Source organism: Leclercia sp. TB492 (genome assembly GCF_049974505.2).
Lineage (GTDB): Bacteria > Pseudomonadota > Gammaproteobacteria > Enterobacterales > Enterobacteriaceae > Enterobacter > Enterobacter adecarboxylatus_C.
This window is the reverse complement of record NZ_CM127572.1, coordinates 2,875,525-2,891,019: the sequence shown is the minus strand read 5'-3', so window position 1 is coordinate 2,891,019 and position 15,495 is coordinate 2,875,525. Positions and strand designations below refer to the sequence as shown.

Genomic DNA, 15,495 nt, shown 5'->3' with positions numbered 1-15,495 from the left:
AAGGACAATGAAGGCATTTTCGGGATATCGCACGCTCTGTCTGCTGATGGCGCTGGGCGCGACGCTCAATACCGCCCACGGGGCGGCCACCATTCTGCTGTGGCCCATCGACCCGTGGCTGTCGGCGGATACCAAAGCCACGGAGCTGTGGGTGCAGAACCAGGGCACCAGCGCCACCACCATGCAGGTGCGGATTGTGCGCTGGCGGCAGGAAAACGGTCTCGAACGCTACACCGCCCAGCAGGAGGTGGTGGCCAGCCCGCCGATTGTCGCTATCGCTAAGGGCAGCAAGCAGTTAATCCGCCTGATTAAACAGAGCGAGGTGCCGATGGGGGTGGAGCAAGCCTACCGCATCATCGTGGATGAGATCCCCCAGCCGCAGGATAAGGAGACCCCGCAGATGGGGTTGAAGCTGCAGATGCGTTACTCCATTCCGCTGTTTGTCTACGGGCAGGGAATTGCCACCATTAAGGACGGCGCGCACCATGCGCTGGTCGAGACGCGGGATCTCAACTGGCGGGTGGTCCGCGAGAATGGCCAGCCGGCCTTGCAGGTCCGTAATCAGGGCGATGTGCATGTCCGACTCAGTCAGGTGACGCTGCAACAGGGGGGGCAGCGTCGCACTCTGGCAGATGGCCTGCTGGGTTACGTGCTGCCGGGCAGCGCCCGCAGCTGGCCGCTACCGTCAGGGATGGACCACCCGGGCCAGATGCGTGCGCAAATTAATGCCCGGGACACGCAATGGCAGTCGGCCCCCGTCAACTGAAGCCGTCGATGCTAATCCTGCTCTGCGTCAGTTCCGCAAGCTGGGCCGATCCCGGTGACGATATGTTGCCTCCGCCGCCGGTGCCGCAGTCAATGAGTGACGAGGCCGTATTCCAGCTGGTGCTGATCGTCAACCATTACGATACCGGGCTGGTGGTGCCCGTCACCCGGCGGCAGGAGGAGTATCTGGTCGCCAGCGCCGATCTGCGCCGCGCCGGATTACCCGCCGAACACGTCCCGCCGGGAGAGGTGAACGTCAGCCGTCTGACGGACGTGCGCGCCGAGTATGACAGCACCGGGCAACGGCTGCTGCTCAGCGTTCCGCGGGAGTGGATTGGCGCGCGCGTCACCCCCTTCAGCGGCCAGATGGCGCGCAGCACCCCCCATTTTGGTAAAGGGGCGCTGCTCAACTACGACTTCTATACCAACCACACCGAACACAGCGGCGGCCAGGCCTCCCTGTGGCATGAGTTTCGCTATTTTGACGACCGGGGATCGTTATCCTCCACCGGCTATGTGCGGAAAAACTTGTCCGGCGGCAGCGGTCAGGAAGAAGGGTACGTGCGCTACGACACCACCCTGACGATCACCGATGAAGAAGACGCCACCACCTGGACCGCCGGGGATGTGATCAGCGATGCCCTGAGCTGGAGCAGCAGCGTGCGCATGGGCGGCATCAGCTACGGCCGCGATTTCTCCCTGCGCCCGGACCTCGTCACTTGGCCGCTGCCCGAATTCTCGGGTGAAGCGGCGGTGCCCACCTCGGTGGATCTGTTCGTCAACGGCTACCGGGCGGGCTCCACCCGTTTGCAGCCGGGGCCGTTCACCCTCACCAATCTGCCCTACATCAACGGCGCGGGGGATGCGGTGCTGGTCACTACCGATGCGCTGGGCCGCCAGGTGAGTACCACCATGCCGTTCTACGTCACCAGCGATCTGCTTCGCCAGGGGCTTAGCGACGGGGCCATGACCCTCGGCAGTCTGCGCCGCAACTACGGCATCAAGAATTTTGACTACGGCCCGGCGGCGGGCAGCGGCTCATACCGCTACGGGCTTACCGACTGGCTGACGCTGGAAGGCCACGTTGAAGGGGCGGAGGAGCTGGCGCTGGGCGGGGCCGGAACCATCGTCAAGCTGGGGCGTCTGGGGGTGGTGAACAGCGCCTGGACGCAAAGCAAGATGCGCGGCGAAACCGGCGGGCAGGTCAACTGGGGCTACCAGTACAGCACCAACGCCTTCAGCATTGCCACCCAGCACAGCCGTCGCGATCGCGGCTTCGGCAACCTCGCGCTCTACGACCAGCCGACCGTCTACGATGAACACGACCAGCCCATCGCCAGCCTGAGCCGCAATACCGATCAGTATTCCCTGACCTTTAACCTTGGCGACTATGGCAATATCGGCGCGGCATGGATCGGCGTACAGAGTTTCGACGATAAGAAAACCGAGCTGCTGAACCTCTCCTGGAGCCGTAATCTATGGGGCAGCAGCAGTATTTATCTCGCCGCCAGCCGGGATCGACAGCAGGGCGACTGGACGGTGGCGCTGTCGCTGCAGATCCCGCTGGGGGAGCGCGACAGCGCCGCAATCACCCTGGAAAACACCCCGGATGCCGGCAGCACCCAGCGGCTCAACTATAACCACTCCATGCCCACCGACGGTGGCTTCAGCTGGAATATGGCGTGGGCGCGCCAGTCGCAGGCCAGCAACTATCAGCAGGCCACCCTGGGGTGGCGTAACAACAATATTGAGCTGCAGGGCGGCGGCTACGGCGAGCGCGACATGATGACCTGGTGGGGCGAGGCGATGGGCGCGGTAGTGCTGATGGACGGGGAGCTGTTTGCCGCCAACAAAATCAACGACGCCTTTGTGGTCGTCAGCACCGACGGGCAGCCGGACGTGCCGGTCAGCTATGAGAACCAGCCGGTGGGCAAAACCAACCGCAACGGTTATCTGCTGATCAGCGGCGTATCCGCCTATTACCCGGCCAGCTACAGCATTAACACCCTTAATTTACCCGCCGATACCCGCCTGAAGGAGACCGAACGCCGCATCGCCCTGCGGCGTAACAGCGGCTATCTGGTGGATTTCCCGATGGAGCAGGAGCGGGTCGCCAGCGTGATCCTCCACGACGGGGCAGGGGAGGCGATCCCGCTGGGCAGCCAGGTGCGACGCCAGGGGCGCAAGCCGGTGGTGGTGGGCTATGATGGCATCGCCTGGCTGGAAGATCTGGCGGACGTCAACCCGCTCGACGTCATCACGCCGGAGGGCAAAGGCTGCCATGTCACCCTGACGCTGGCGGCGAACCCGGAGCATAAGCTGCAAACTTACGGTCCGCTGACCTGCCGGGTGCAGCCATGAAACGCCTGCTTCTGTTGGTAGGATTGCTTCTCTTTTCGGCGACCAGCTGGGGAGCCTGCCGGGTCAGCACCGTCAATGCCAGCTTTGGCAGCGTGACCTCGTTTGCCCTCAGCGGCAGCAATGAAGTGGCAACCACCGGCACGCTGGTGGTGAACTGCGATAAGGTGCTCAGTTTGTTGACCAACGATTCGGTGACCCTCACCTTCACCGGAGCCACGATTGCCGCCAACAGCCGCGGCACGATGAAGCGCACCGATAACGCCGCTATCACCGATGCGATCCCTATCCGTCTGTGCGGCCAGTCTACGTGCAACAGCAGCAGCGAAGTGCTGACAGGCAAGAGCTACACCTGGAACGGTACATCGCTGTTAACTCTGCTCGGTTCAAACCAGTACAACATCCCGCTCTATTTTCGCACCCTCGCCGGACAGAACGTCAGCGCCGGGCCCTATCAGGTGACCCTCAACTTCAGCGTAAGCTACAACGTCTGCTTTTTGGGCGCGCTGGGATTATGTACCACGCCGCAAACCGGCACCGTGCTGACCAGCATCACCCTCAACATGACGGTCACCAACGACTGCAGCGCCATGACCACCCCGAACGTCAACTTCAACAGCGCGCCGCTGGTGCAGAATTTTCCCACCGTCTCGCAGGCCATCTCGGTGACCTGCACCAAAGGCAGCGTCTATACCATCGGCATCAATAACGGTGCTAACGCCAGCAATAACGTGCGCCGGATGGCCAGTGGCAATAACCGCATGAGCTATGAGATCTATAAAGAAGCGACCGCCAATCGCTGGGGAAGCAGCGGCAGCGAACGCTGGTCCAGCGGTGCCTCTTCGCAGGTGAGCGCCGACGGGCTGTTACGCAGCTACAACTACACCGCCCGCGTCCTGACGAATCAGGCCACTCCTCCCGCCGGTAGCTATAGCGACACCCTGGTCGTCGACGTCGCGTTCTGACCCACGCTTTTCCCTTTCGCAAATGTAAAGTTCCCGTCAGTTGTGCCGATAACACCGAGAACAAATTCATAAGAAGGTGTTGTATGTTGAACCGTATGCGCGTTGTTACAATGCTGATGTTGGTGCTGGCTGTCTTCGCTCTGTTACAGCTCGTTTCCGGCAGTCTGTTTTTCTCTTCTATTAAAGCCAACCAGGACAGTTTTGCGGTTTCTAACGAATTCCGCGTTCAACAAAGCGAAATCACCTCCACCTGGGATTACCTGCTGCAAACGCGCATCAACCTGAGCCGCGCCTCCGCGCGCATGGCGACGGATCCCGCTAAGCCGCAACCTGAACTGATCAACAGCGCCCGCACGACGCTGGCGGAAGCGGACAAACACTTCAAGGCTTACAGCGCCATCACGCCACAGCCGTCGATGGCGCAGGTGAGTCAGACCATCAATGACAAATACCAGGAGTATGCCGCGGCGCTGACGGAGCTGATCCAGTTCCTCGAGAGCGGCAATATGGACGCCTATTTCGCCCAGGCCACCCAGTCAAAGCAGAACGCGCTGGGCACCGCCCTGCGGGATTATGTTACCGCGTCCGATGCGCGTAACCAGGAAGCATTCAACGCCAGCGTGAAAGATTACACCTTTGCCAAATGGCAGATGGGGATCCTCGCCCTGGCGCTGGCGATCGTGCTGGTAGGGGTCTGGTACGGCATTCGCCATACCCTGCTCAATCCGTTAAATCGCGTTATCGACCATATTCGCCAGATTGCCAGCGGCGATCTGACTCAGAGCCTGACCATCGCCGGGCGCAGTGAAATCACCCAGCTGGCCGTCACCGTGGACCATATGCAGCGCTCCCTGAGCGAGACGGTTGCTAACGTGCGCCAGGGCTCGGATGCCATCTACACCGGCACCAGCGAAATCGCGATGGGCAACAACGATCTCTCCTCCCGCACCGAGCAGCAGGCATCGGCGCTGGAAGAGACCGCGGCGAGCATGGAGCAGCTCACTGCTACCGTGAAGCAGAACGCCGATAACGCCCGTCAGGCGTCACAGCTGGCGAACAGCGCCTCGGAAACCGCACAGCGCGGCGGCAAGGTGGTGGATGGCGTGGTGAAAACCATGCACGACATCGCCGGCAGCTCGAAGAAGATCGCTGACATCATCAGCGTGATCGACGGTATCGCTTTCCAGACCAACATCCTGGCGCTGAACGCCGCGGTGGAAGCCGCGCGTGCCGGCGAGCAGGGGCGTGGATTTGCGGTGGTGGCCGGAGAAGTACGTAACCTCGCCAGCCGCAGCGCCAACGCGGCCAAAGAGATCAAAGCCCTGATTGAAGATTCTGTCGCGCGCGTGGATACCGGCTCGGTGCTGGTGGAAAGCGCGGGAGAAACCATGAATGACATCGTCAACGCGGTAACGCGCGTGACCGACATCATGGGTGAAATCGCCTCGGCCTCCGATGAGCAGAGTCGTGGTATCGACCAGGTCGCCCTGGCGGTATCGGAAATGGATCGTGTCACACAACAAAACGCCGCGCTGGTTCAGGAGTCCGCTACCGCTGCGGCGCAACTGGAAGAGCAGGCGAGCCGTCTGAAGATGGCCGTTTCGGCGTTTCGTCTTACTTCTGCACCTGGAAAAACGGTGTCATCGCGTGCCAGCCAGCAACCGGCAGCGCCGGTCAATGCACCGGCCCACGTACGCGCGCTGACCACCGGGAAAGATGATAACTGGGAAACATTTTGATCGAACGTTAAATCGCGGCTGCTGGCCGCTAAATGGGAGCGTGGATGTTAAATCGTATTCGTATCTCGACCACCCTGTTTTTGATTTTGATTGTCTGTGGGGTGTTGCAGGTTGGCAGTAACGGCTTGTCGTTTTGGGCTTTTCGCGATGGTTATCAGAACTTGCAGGAGATGCAGAGCAGCAACCAACAGCGCGCGCTACTGACGCAGAGCCGCGCCGTTCTGCTGCAGGCCAGCACGGCGCTGAATAAAGCGGGCACCCTGACCGCGCTGAGTTATCCGCCTGATGACATCAAGGCGCTGATGACCACCGCGCGCAGCAGCCTGAAGCAGGCTGACGGCATGTTCAAATCCTTTAACGAACAGCCAGCGATCGGCGCGAAAGACAGCGAGCTGAAAAAAGCGATGCAGGGTGCGTTCAGTCAGTGGTACAGCGATCTGGAACATCAGGCGACCTGGCTGGAAAACAACCAGCTGTCGGATTTCCTCACCGCACCGGTACAGGAGTCGCAGGCGGCGTTTGACGCCAGCACCGAGGCCTGGCAGCAGGAGATAAATCAGTTTGTGCAGGCCGCGGGTAACGACAGCCGCACCAGCTACCACATGTCCGGCGTGATTTTCGCCACCATGATTGTGCTGACCGCGATACTGACCAGCGCCGCGCTGTGGTGGTCACGCAGGATGATCGTTCAGCCGCTGGCGATCATCAGCAGCCATTTCGACAGCATTGCGAAGGGCGATCTGGCGCGGCCGGTGGCGGTGTACGGCAAAAACGAAATTTCGGCTATTTTCGCCAGCCTGAAAGCGATGCAGGGCTCGCTGCGCGAAACGGTAACCGAGGTGCGTCAGGGCAGCTATGCCATGCACACCGGGATCTCGGAGATTGCCGAAGGCAATAACGATCTCTCGTCGCGCACCGAACAGCAGGCCGCGTCGCTGGCACAAACGGCCGCCAGCATGGAGCAGTTGACCGCCACCGTCGGGCAGAACGCCGATAACGCCCGTCAGGCTTCCGGTCTGGCGAAGAGCGCGGCCCAGACGGCGAAGAAGGGGGGCGAACAGGCTTCCCGCGTGGCGAACACCATGAATCAGATCGCCACCAGTTCACAGAAGATTGGCGACATCATCAGCGTCATCGACGGCATTGCGTTCCAGACCAACATTCTGGCGCTGAACGCCGCGGTGGAAGCCGCCCGTGCGGGCGAGCAGGGGCGTGGTTTTGCGGTGGTGGCGGGCGAAGTGCGCAACCTGGCGAGCCGCAGCGCCAATGCGGCAAAAGAGATCAAGGTGCTGATTGAAGAGTCGGTGTCGCGGGTGCAGCAGGGGTCGGAGCTGGTGGATACCGCAGCGAAAACCATGACTGAAATCGTCAGTTCGGTCACTCAGGTCAACGACATTATGGGCGAAATCGCCTCGGCATCCGATGAACAGCGTCGCGGGATCGAGCAGGTAGCGCTGGCCGTCAGCCAGATGGATCAGGTGACGCAGCAGAACGCCGCGCTGGTAGAAGAAGCCGCGGCCGCCACCGACCAGTTAGCCGGACAGGCGGATCATCTGACCTCGCTGGTCGCGGTATTTAATGTGAATGAACGTGTTGAAGCAGTTACAGAAGTCGGGCGGTCGCAGGCCGTTCCAGTCGGAACCTGAACGTGATTAAGAAGGCGCTATGACATCACCACTGCCCTCAGGGCAATCGTCATTATTGTTACAGATGACACAGCGCCTCGCGCTGTCCGATGCGCATTTCCGTCGGATATGTCAGTTAATCTACCAGCGCGCGGGGATTGTGCTTGCCGATCACAAGCGGGACATGGTCTACAACCGTCTTGTGCGTCGCTTGCGCACGCTCGAGCTGGATGATTTTGGTCGCTACCTCGGCATGCTGGAAGCGAACCCGAACAGCGCGGAGTGGCAGGCGTTTATCAACTCGCTGACCACCAACCTGACCGCCTTTTTCCGGGAAGCTCACCACTTCCCGGTGCTGGCGGAGCATGCCCGCCGCCGCAGCGGCGGCGAGTATCGCGTCTGGAGTGCGGCGGCCTCGACCGGTGAAGAGCCTTACTCGCTCGCCATCACCCTGGCCGATACCCTGGGTACCGCGCCGGGCCGCTGGAAGGTGGTCGCCAGCGACATCGATACCGAAGTGCTGCAAAAAGCGCAGAGCGGTATCTATCGCCAGGACGAGCTGAAAACCTTGTCGCCACAGCAGCTTCAGCGCTACTTCATGCGCGGCACCGGCCCGCACGATGGGCTGGTGCGGGTGCGCAGCGAACTGGCGAATGCGGTGGAGTTCTCCATGGTCAATCTGCTGGAGAAACAGTACAACGTAGCGGGGCCGTTTGACGCCATTTTCTGCCGTAATGTGATGATCTATTTCGACAAAACGACGCAGCAGGAGATCCTGCGCCGCTTTGTACCGTTGCTCAAGCCGGACGGATTACTGTTTGCCGGGCACTCGGAGAATTTCAGCAATCTCGTGCGCGAGTTTAGCCTGCGTGGGCAGACGGTATATGCGCTGAGTAAGGATAAAGCATGAGTAAAATCAGGGTCTTGTCAGTTGATGATTCGGCGTTGATGCGCCAGATCATGACGGAGATTATCAACAGCCACAGCGACATGGAGATGGTGGCGACGGCCCCCGATCCGCTGGTAGCCCGGGATTTAATCAAAAAATATAACCCCGACGTGCTGACTCTCGATGTCGAAATGCCGCGTATGGACGGCATCGACTTCCTTGAGAAGTTAATGCGTCTGCGGCCGATGCCGGTGGTGATGGTCTCTTCGCTGACCGGCAAAGGCTCCGAGATCACCCTGCGGGCGCTGGAGCTGGGGGCGGTGGATTTCGTCACCAAACCGCAGCTCGGCATTCGTGAAGGGATGCTGGCGTACAGCGAGATGATCGCGGAAAAAATTCGTACCGCCGCACGGGCGCAGGTGGCCATGCACAAGCCGATGGCCGCGCCGGTCACCCTGAAGGCGGGCCCGCTGTTAAGCTCGGAAAAACTACTGGTGATTGGGGCATCCACCGGGGGAACAGAGGCAATTCGGCATGTACTCCAGCCATTGCCGCTCTCAAGCCCCGGTATTCTGATTACCCAGCATATGCCGCCAGGCTTTACCCGTTCGTTCGCCGAGCGTCTGAACAAATTGTGTCAGATCAGCGTGAAAGAGGCGGAAGACGGCGAGCGCGTTCTGCCAGGGCATGCCTATATCGCCCCGGGGGACAAGCATATGGAGCTGGCGCGCAGCGGTGCAAACTATCAAATCAAAATTCATGACGGGCCGCCGGTTAACCGGCACCGTCCGTCGGTGGATGTGCTGTTTCATTCGGTGGCGAAACACGCGGGGCGCAACGCCGTTGGGGTGATCCTGACGGGGATGGGCAACGACGGCGCCGCCGGAATGCTTGCGATGCACCAGGCTGGCGCCTGGACCATCGCGCAGAATGAAGCAAGTTGTGTAGTGTTCGGCATGCCGCGCGAGGCCATCAATATGGGTGGCGTCAGCGAAGTGGTCGATCTCAGTCAGGTTAGTCAGCAGATGCTGGCAAAAATCAGTGCCGGACAGGCAATACGTATTTAACGAGGAGTGTAGTTTTATGGCGGACAAAGAGCTCAAGTTTTTGGTTGTGGATGACTTTTCCACCATGCGTCGCATCGTGCGCAACCTGCTGAAAGAGCTGGGTTTTAATAATGTTGAAGAAGCGGAAGACGGTGTCGATGCGCTGAACAAACTGAATGCCGGCGGCTTTGGTTTTGTCATTTCCGACTGGAACATGCCGAACATGGATGGTCTGGAACTGCTGAAAACCATTCGTGCAAATGGCGCGATGGCCTCTCTGCCTGTGCTGATGGTGACGGCCGAAGCCAAGAAAGAGAACATTATTGCTGCGGCACAGGCTGGCGCAAGCGGGTATGTGGTGAAGCCATTCACCGCTGCAACTTTGGAAGAAAAACTCGGTAAGATCTTCGAGAAACTCGGCATGTGAGGTACGGGAGATGATGCAGCCTTCGATTAAACCCACGGATGAGCATTCACCCGGCGACATAATTGCCCGGATCGGCAGCCTGACGCGCATGCTGCGCGACAGCCTGCGTGAGCTGGGACTGGATCAGGCGATTGCAGAAGCGGCGGAAGCGATTCCCGATGCCCGCGATCGTCTTGATTATGTTGTGCAAATGACTGCCCAGGCGGCAGAGCGTGCGCTGAACAGTGTTGAAGCGTCGCAGCCGCATCAGGATGAGATGGAAAAAGGCGCGAAAGCGCTGACCAAACGCTGGGATGAGTGGTTCGAAAATCCAATCGAACTGTCCGACGCCCGCGAACTGGTCACCGATACTCGTCAGTACCTTGGCGATGTGCCGGGCCATACCAGCTTCACCAACGCGCAGCTGCTGGAGATCATGATGGCGCAGGATTTCCAGGACCTTACCGGTCAGGTGATCAAGCGCATGATGGATGTGATCCAGGAGATTGAACGTCAGCTGTTGATGGTGCTGCTGGAGAACATGCCGGAACCTTCCGCGCGTCCACAACGCGAAAACGAAAGCCTGTTGAATGGCCCGCAGCTCGATACCACCAAAGCCGGTGTCGTGGCAAGCCAGGATCAGGTCGACGACCTGCTGGACAGCTTAGGGTTCTGATATCTGCTGGAATTGCCGGGTGGCGCTGCGCTTACCCGGCCTACAAAACCTGCAATATCATAATATTGTGCGGTCCTGGTAGGCCTGTGCAAGCGAAGCGCCGCCAGGCAAAAACGCCACCTGCAAAGGTGGCATTTTTCTTTGTGCATCTTTTTCATCCTTTATTACGACAATCCTTCCAGAATCAGTAACCTGCCGCGACTTACGTTATTTCAAATTCAGCCATTCTGATAGTCTCACCAGGGTCATTGCTGACCATAGGCAACAAACGGTCGAGTGATAAAATCATCGTTGACAGATGTCAACAGTCATAATAGCATCTTAATAACGGAGGCTAATGAAGAAACATCCGAACAAGCATATTCAGGAGGCAATTGAATATGCCCTCCGGAGAGGCTGGATTTGGGTTCCTCCCGGTCATTCAGCGCACTGTTTCTGCAAGTTACGCTGTGGTAATCCTGAAGGTGAACATCGCGATTGCCAAATGAGCGTATGGTCGACGCCGAAAAACGCAGAAAGCCATGCGATGCAAATCATCCGCAACGTAAAACGCTGTCCTTGATTTTGCCCGGTAAAGGGCAGCAACAGCTGCTCTTTACCGAATAAGAGAAAATGTCTGAAGATAAAACAAAGAGGTATTATGGCGCTTTATAACTTCATTCTGACCCTATCAGGCGTAACTTACGAGACTGAAGGACTGGAAGATGCGCTGTACGCAAGCGGCTGCGACGATGCACTGATTTGCGCATATGGCCGCTCCGTCTACGTTGAGTTTGACCGTGAAGCTGAATCCCTGGATGCAGCCATCTTCTCAGCGGTCGACAATATCGAATCAGCGGGCATCGGCGCTATCGTAGGATCTGTCGACTCCGCCCTTGTCGGTTTGAGCGACATAGCCGAAATGACCAACATGTCGCGCCAGGCAATCGCCATGCTAAAAGACGGCACCCGCGGAAGCGGCGATTTTCCTTGCCCTATCCAGCGCATTAAAGGTCAGTCTCCGCTGTGGGACTGGGGCGACGTGGCGCACTGGCTTTCATCGAACGGCCGCTTAAAACAGGACAGCGAGCTGGTCGTTAACGCACAGGTCCTCAGTAAGTGGAACCTGGTGCTCAGAAATAGCGCCTCAAAAGACTCTGAAAAAATTGCGTCTCTTGCCGCATCCCTGGTGGCACGCCGTTGTAAACAGGCTGTACAGGCATAAATTAACGCGCTGACCCAACCGAAAGCCCTAAATCAGCCCTTTTATCGCCGCTAATTAGCCCATTGTTCAGCGCCCGCTTTGGCATCATAGCGTCCGGACCTCTACCTGCGAGATGCTTGCCGTGGCAGAAGATAGCGACGACAAAACAGAAGCCCCCACACCCCACCGACTTGAAAAAGCGCGTGAGGACGGGCAAATACCCCGATCCCGAGAACTCACCTCGCTGCTGATTTTACTGGTTGGCGTGTGCATTATCTGGATCGGCGGGGAATCCCTTGCCCGCAGACTGGCCGGCATGCTCTCGGCCGGGTTGCGCTTCGATCACAGCATGGTCAACGACCCTAACCTGATCCTCAGCCAGATTATCCTGCTGATCAAAAGCGCGATGGTCGCGCTGCTGCCGCTGATTACCGGCGTCGTACTGGTGGCGCTCGTATCGCCGATCATGCTGGGCGGGCTGGTGTTTAGCGGAAAGTCGTTGCAGTTTAAATTCTCAAAACTGAACCCGCTGCCCGGGATTGCGAAGATGTTCTCGGCGCAAACCGCCGCTGAGCTGGTGAAAGCGTTGATGAAAGCCACGCTGATGGGTAGCGTGGCCGGATTTTTTATCTGGCACAACTGGCCGGAGATGATGCGCCTGATCAGCGAGTCTCCGCTGACCGCGATGAGCAACGCGCTCGATCTGGTGGGGCTCTGTTCGCTGCTGGTGGTGCTGAGCATTATCCCGATGGTGGGATTTGACGTTTTCTTCCAGATCTACAGCCATATCAAAAAACTGCGGATGTCCAAACAGGACCTTCGCGATGAACATAAGCAGATGGAAGGCGACCCGCACGTTAAAGGGCGTATCCGCCAGATGCAGCGTGCCGCCGCCCGTCGCAGGATGATGGAGGATGTGCCGAAAGCGGACGTCATCGTCACCAACCCGACCCACTACTCCGTTGCGCTGCAGTATGACGAAGACAAAATGAGCGCGCCGAAGGTGGTGGCGAAAGGGGCTGGGCTGATTGCCCTGCGGATCCGCGAAATTGGTAACGAAAATCGCATTCCGATGCTGGAGGCCCCGCCGCTGGCGCGTGCGCTTTATCGCCATGCGGAAATTGGACAACAGATCCCAGGCCAGCTGTATGCCGCTGTGGCGGAAGTGCTGGCATGGGTATGGCAGTTGAAACGCTGGCGTCTGGCCGGTGGTCAACGGCCTGTGAAACCTGAGAATCTCCCGGTGCCTGCTGCGCTGGATTTTATGAACGAGAAGGACACTGATGGCTAATCTGGTGGCAATGTTGCGCCTCCCCGGCAACCTGAAATCGACTCAATGGCAGATTATGGCCGGGCCGATCCTCATCCTGCTAATTCTGTCGATGATGGTGTTGCCGCTTCCGGCATTCATCCTCGACCTGCTTTTTACCTTCAACATTGCGCTCTCGATCATGGTGCTGCTGGTGGCGATGTTCACCCAGCGCACGCTGGAGTTCGCCGCATTCCCGACCATTCTGCTGTTTACCACGCTGCTACGTCTGGCGCTGAACGTGGCCTCCACCCGTATCATTCTGATGGATGGCCATACCGGCGGCGCGGCGGCAGGTAAGGTGGTTGAGGCCTTCGGCCACTTCCTGGTGGGCGGCAACTTCGCCATCGGTATCGTGGTGTTTATCATCCTCGTGATCATCAACTTTATGGTTATCACCAAAGGTGCGGGACGTATCGCGGAAGTGGGCGCGCGTTTCGTACTGGACGGGATGCCGGGCAAACAGATGGCGATTGACGCCGATCTCAACGCCGGGCTGATTGGCGAAGATGAAGCGAAAAAACGCCGTGCAGAAGTGACCCAGGAAGCCGACTTCTACGGCTCGATGGACGGTGCGAGTAAGTTCGTTCGCGGCGATGCCATCGCCGGTATTCTGATCATGGTGATCAACGTGGTGGGTGGCCTGCTGGTCGGGGTTCTGCAGCACGGGATGAGCATGGGCCATGCGGCGGAAAGCTATACCCTGCTGACCATCGGTGACGGTCTGGTGGCCCAGATCCCGGCGCTGGTGATCTCCACCGCGGCCGGTGTGATCGTGACCCGCGTCGCCACCGATCAGGACGTTGGCGAGCAAATGGTAACTCAGCTGTTCAGTAACCCGAACGTGCTGATGCTGTCGGCGGCGGTACTGGGGCTGCTGGGCCTGGTGCCGGGGATGCCGAACTTCGTCTTCCTGCTGTTCACCGCCGCGCTGCTGGGGCTGGCCTGGTGGCTGCGCGGGCGTGAAGCCAAACCGAAGGCCGAGCCTGCACCGATTAAGATGCCGGAAAACACCCAGGCGGTGGAAGCCACCTGGAATGACGTCCAGCTGGAAGATTCGCTGGGGATGGAGGTGGGCTATCGCCTGATCCCGATGGTTGATGCCCAACAGGACGGTGAACTGCTGGGGCGTATCCGCAGTATCCGTAAAAAATTCGCGCAGGACATGGGCTTCCTGCCGCCGGTGGTGCATATCCGCGACAATATGGATCTGCCCCCTGCACGCTACCGCATCCTGATGAAAGGGGTGGAGATCGGCAGCGGGGACGCCTATCCGGGTCGCTGGCTGGCGATCAACCCGGGTACGGCGGCGGGAACGCTGCCGGGGGAACAAACTATCGACCCGGCCTTTGGACTGGCGGCCATCTGGATCGAAAGTGCCCTGAAAGAGCAGGCGCAAATCCAGGGCTATACCGTGGTGGAGGCCAGTACCGTGGTAGCCACCCACCTGAACCACCTGATCGGTCAGTTCTCGGCGGAGCTGTTTGGTCGTCAGGAGGCGCAGCAGCTGCTGGATCGCGTGACCCAGGAGATGCCGAAGCTGACCGAAGATCTGGTTCCGGGCGTATTGACCCTGACCACGCTGCACAAAGTGCTGCAAAATCTGCTCGACGAGAAAGTGCCGATCCGCGATATGCGTACCATTCTGGAAACCCTGGCCGAACATGCGCCGCTGCAAAACGATCCGCACGAGCTGACGGCGGTGGTGCGCGTGGCGCTGGGCCGTGCCATTACCCAGCAGTGGTTCCCGGGTACCGGCGAGGTGCAGGTGATTGGGCTGGATACGCCGCTTGAGCGTCTGTTGCTGCAGGCGTTGCAGGGCGGCGGCGGGCTGGAGCCGGGGCTGGCGGATCGTCTGCTGGCGCAAACCCAGGAGGCGTTGCAGCGTCAGGAGATGCTCGGCGCGCCGCCGGTACTGCTGGTGAACCACGCGCTGCGTCCGCTACTGTCGCGGTTCCTGCGCCGCAGCCTGACGCAGCTGGTGGTCCTGTCGAATATGGAGCTCTCGGACAATCGCCACATCCGCATGACTGCCAGCATTGGAGGGCAATAATAATGCGTAAACTACTCTGGTTACTGGCGCTGCCGATGGTGGCGCAGGCCGCAGGCGAGGGGGCCTGGCAGGACAGCAGTATCGGCCTGACCCTTAACAATCGCGGCGTAGCGGCCTCGTCCCGTCCGCTGTCGGCGAAGCAGCCGGTATCCGGTCTGATGACCCTGGTGGTCTGGCGCTACGAGCTGAATGGCCCAATCCCCGCCGGGCTGCGGGTGCGGTTATGCTCCCAGGCGCGCTGCACCGAACTGGACGGCGCCAGCGGCAGCACCAATGCCTTCAACAATGTGCCCGCCGCCGAACCGCTGCGCTTTATCTGGGAAGTACCCGGCGGGGGCCGTCTGATCCCTGCCCTGAAGGTGCAGCGTAACGAGGTGATCGTTAACTACCGCTAACTGCCCGCTTTTTCGCCAGTTATCAGCCCATTCTGATGACTGGCTCGCATAATTGACCCCGCCTTTTGAAGCAAAAGAAACGCTGT

General features: G+C 59.5%; 14 protein-coding genes. All 14 read left to right on the top strand.

The genetic code is table 11. The annotated features are described in order from the left end of the window. Window positions 1-7 precede the first annotated feature (7 nt). The 14 genes from ACP4QI_RS13690 (at window position 8) to flhE (ending at window position 15,409) form a co-directional block, all read left to right on the top strand. Entirely contained in the window at window positions 8-766 is a 759-nt protein-coding gene (locus ACP4QI_RS13690; RefSeq protein WP_426495315.1) for a fimbrial biogenesis chaperone, read from the top strand. Beyond that, window positions 742-3,126, top strand: coding sequence for a fimbria/pilus outer membrane usher protein (locus ACP4QI_RS13685; RefSeq protein ID WP_142486248.1), 2,385 nt, complete (start codon window positions 742-744; stop codon window positions 3,124-3,126). Before ACP4QI_RS13690 ends, ACP4QI_RS13685 begins: the two co-directional genes overlap by 25 nt. Then, the gene (locus ACP4QI_RS13680; protein WP_285128033.1) at window positions 3,123-4,088 is read left to right on the top strand and encodes a Csu type fimbrial protein; all 966 of its coding nucleotides are present in this window, start codon (window positions 3,123-3,125) and stop codon (window positions 4,086-4,088) included. Before ACP4QI_RS13685 ends, ACP4QI_RS13680 begins: the two co-directional genes overlap by 4 nt. 83 nt (window positions 4,089-4,171) lie before the next feature. Then, window positions 4,172-5,827 (top strand): methyl-accepting chemotaxis protein II, encoded by a 1,656-nt coding sequence (tar, locus tag ACP4QI_RS13675; RefSeq protein ID WP_426495316.1) that lies wholly within the window; start codon window positions 4,172-4,174, stop codon window positions 5,825-5,827. Window positions 5,828-5,871: 44 nt separating this feature from the next. After that, complete coding sequence (gene tap, locus ACP4QI_RS13670) at window positions 5,872-7,473, top strand: methyl-accepting chemotaxis protein IV (protein ID WP_156264087.1); 1,602 nt, start codon at window positions 5,872-5,874, stop codon at window positions 7,471-7,473. A gap of 19 nt (window positions 7,474-7,492) precedes the next feature. Next, entirely contained in the window at window positions 7,493-8,362 is an 870-nt protein-coding gene (cheR, locus tag ACP4QI_RS13665; RefSeq protein ID WP_142486244.1) for a protein-glutamate O-methyltransferase CheR, read from the top strand. Further along, window positions 8,359-9,408, top strand: coding sequence for a protein-glutamate methylesterase/protein-glutamine glutaminase (locus ACP4QI_RS13660; RefSeq protein WP_142486243.1), 1,050 nt, complete (start codon window positions 8,359-8,361; stop codon window positions 9,406-9,408). The genes cheR and ACP4QI_RS13660 overlap by 4 nt, the downstream gene beginning before the upstream one ends. A gap of 16 nt (window positions 9,409-9,424) precedes the next feature. Further along, window positions 9,425-9,814 (top strand): chemotaxis response regulator CheY, encoded by a 390-nt coding sequence (gene cheY / locus ACP4QI_RS13655; RefSeq protein ID WP_039030844.1) that lies wholly within the window; start codon window positions 9,425-9,427, stop codon window positions 9,812-9,814. Window positions 9,815-9,824: 10 nt separating this feature from the next. Beyond that, entirely contained in the window at window positions 9,825-10,469 is a 645-nt protein-coding gene (cheZ, locus tag ACP4QI_RS13650) for a protein phosphatase CheZ (RefSeq protein WP_142486242.1), read from the top strand. A 337-nt stretch (window positions 10,470-10,806) separates the two neighbouring features. Then, window positions 10,807-11,031 (top strand): hypothetical protein, encoded by a 225-nt coding sequence (locus ACP4QI_RS13645; protein ID WP_142486241.1) that lies wholly within the window; start codon window positions 10,807-10,809, stop codon window positions 11,029-11,031. Between the two features lie 78 nt (window positions 11,032-11,109). After that, window positions 11,110-11,673 (top strand): helix-turn-helix transcriptional regulator, encoded by a 564-nt coding sequence (locus tag ACP4QI_RS13640; protein WP_426495317.1) that lies wholly within the window; start codon window positions 11,110-11,112, stop codon window positions 11,671-11,673. Window positions 11,674-11,794: 121 nt separating this feature from the next. Next, a complete protein-coding gene (flhB, locus tag ACP4QI_RS13635; RefSeq protein WP_142486239.1) occupies window positions 11,795-12,943 on the top strand; it encodes a flagellar biosynthesis protein FlhB in 1,149 nt (382 codons plus the stop codon). Then, window positions 12,936-15,014: a flagellar biosynthesis protein FlhA gene (gene flhA, locus ACP4QI_RS13630; protein ID WP_142486238.1), complete on the top strand. Its 2,079-nt coding sequence runs from the start codon at window positions 12,936-12,938 to the stop codon at window positions 15,012-15,014. Before flhB ends, flhA begins: the two co-directional genes overlap by 8 nt. A gap of 2 nt (window positions 15,015-15,016) precedes the next feature. Further along, complete coding sequence (gene flhE / locus ACP4QI_RS13625) at window positions 15,017-15,409, top strand: flagellar protein FlhE (protein WP_285128029.1); 393 nt, start codon at window positions 15,017-15,019, stop codon at window positions 15,407-15,409. Window positions 15,410-15,495: the final 86 nt, after the last annotated feature.

Bases quoted from the DNA above. Each gene is read 5' to 3' on its own strand.
- cheZ (WP_142486242.1), top strand. From the start codon at position 9,825: ATGATGCAGCCTTCGATTAAACCCACGGATGAGCATTCACCCGGCGAC.
- flhA (WP_142486238.1), top strand. From the start codon at position 12,936: ATGGCTAATCTGGTGGCAATGTTGCGCCTCCCCGGCAACCTGAAATCG.
- flhE (WP_285128029.1), top strand. From the start codon at position 15,017: ATGCGTAAACTACTCTGGTTACTGGCGCTGCCGATGGTGGCGCAGGCC.
- ACP4QI_RS13685 (WP_142486248.1), top strand. From the start codon at position 742: ATGGCAGTCGGCCCCCGTCAACTGAAGCCGTCGATGCTAATCCTGCTC.
- cheY (WP_039030844.1), top strand. From the start codon at position 9,425: ATGGCGGACAAAGAGCTCAAGTTTTTGGTTGTGGATGACTTTTCCACC.
- ACP4QI_RS13660 (WP_142486243.1), top strand. From the start codon at position 8,359: ATGAGTAAAATCAGGGTCTTGTCAGTTGATGATTCGGCGTTGATGCGC.
- ACP4QI_RS13690 (WP_426495315.1), top strand. From the start codon at position 8: ATGAAGGCATTTTCGGGATATCGCACGCTCTGTCTGCTGATGGCGCTG.
- ACP4QI_RS13640 (WP_426495317.1), top strand. From the start codon at position 11,110: ATGGCGCTTTATAACTTCATTCTGACCCTATCAGGCGTAACTTACGAG.
- ACP4QI_RS13680 (WP_285128033.1), top strand. From the start codon at position 3,123: ATGAAACGCCTGCTTCTGTTGGTAGGATTGCTTCTCTTTTCGGCGACC.
- tar (WP_426495316.1), top strand. From the start codon at position 4,172: ATGTTGAACCGTATGCGCGTTGTTACAATGCTGATGTTGGTGCTGGCT.
- cheR (WP_142486244.1), top strand. From the start codon at position 7,493: ATGACATCACCACTGCCCTCAGGGCAATCGTCATTATTGTTACAGATG.
- ACP4QI_RS13645 (WP_142486241.1), top strand. From the start codon at position 10,807: ATGAAGAAACATCCGAACAAGCATATTCAGGAGGCAATTGAATATGCC.
- tap (WP_156264087.1), top strand. From the start codon at position 5,872: ATGTTAAATCGTATTCGTATCTCGACCACCCTGTTTTTGATTTTGATT.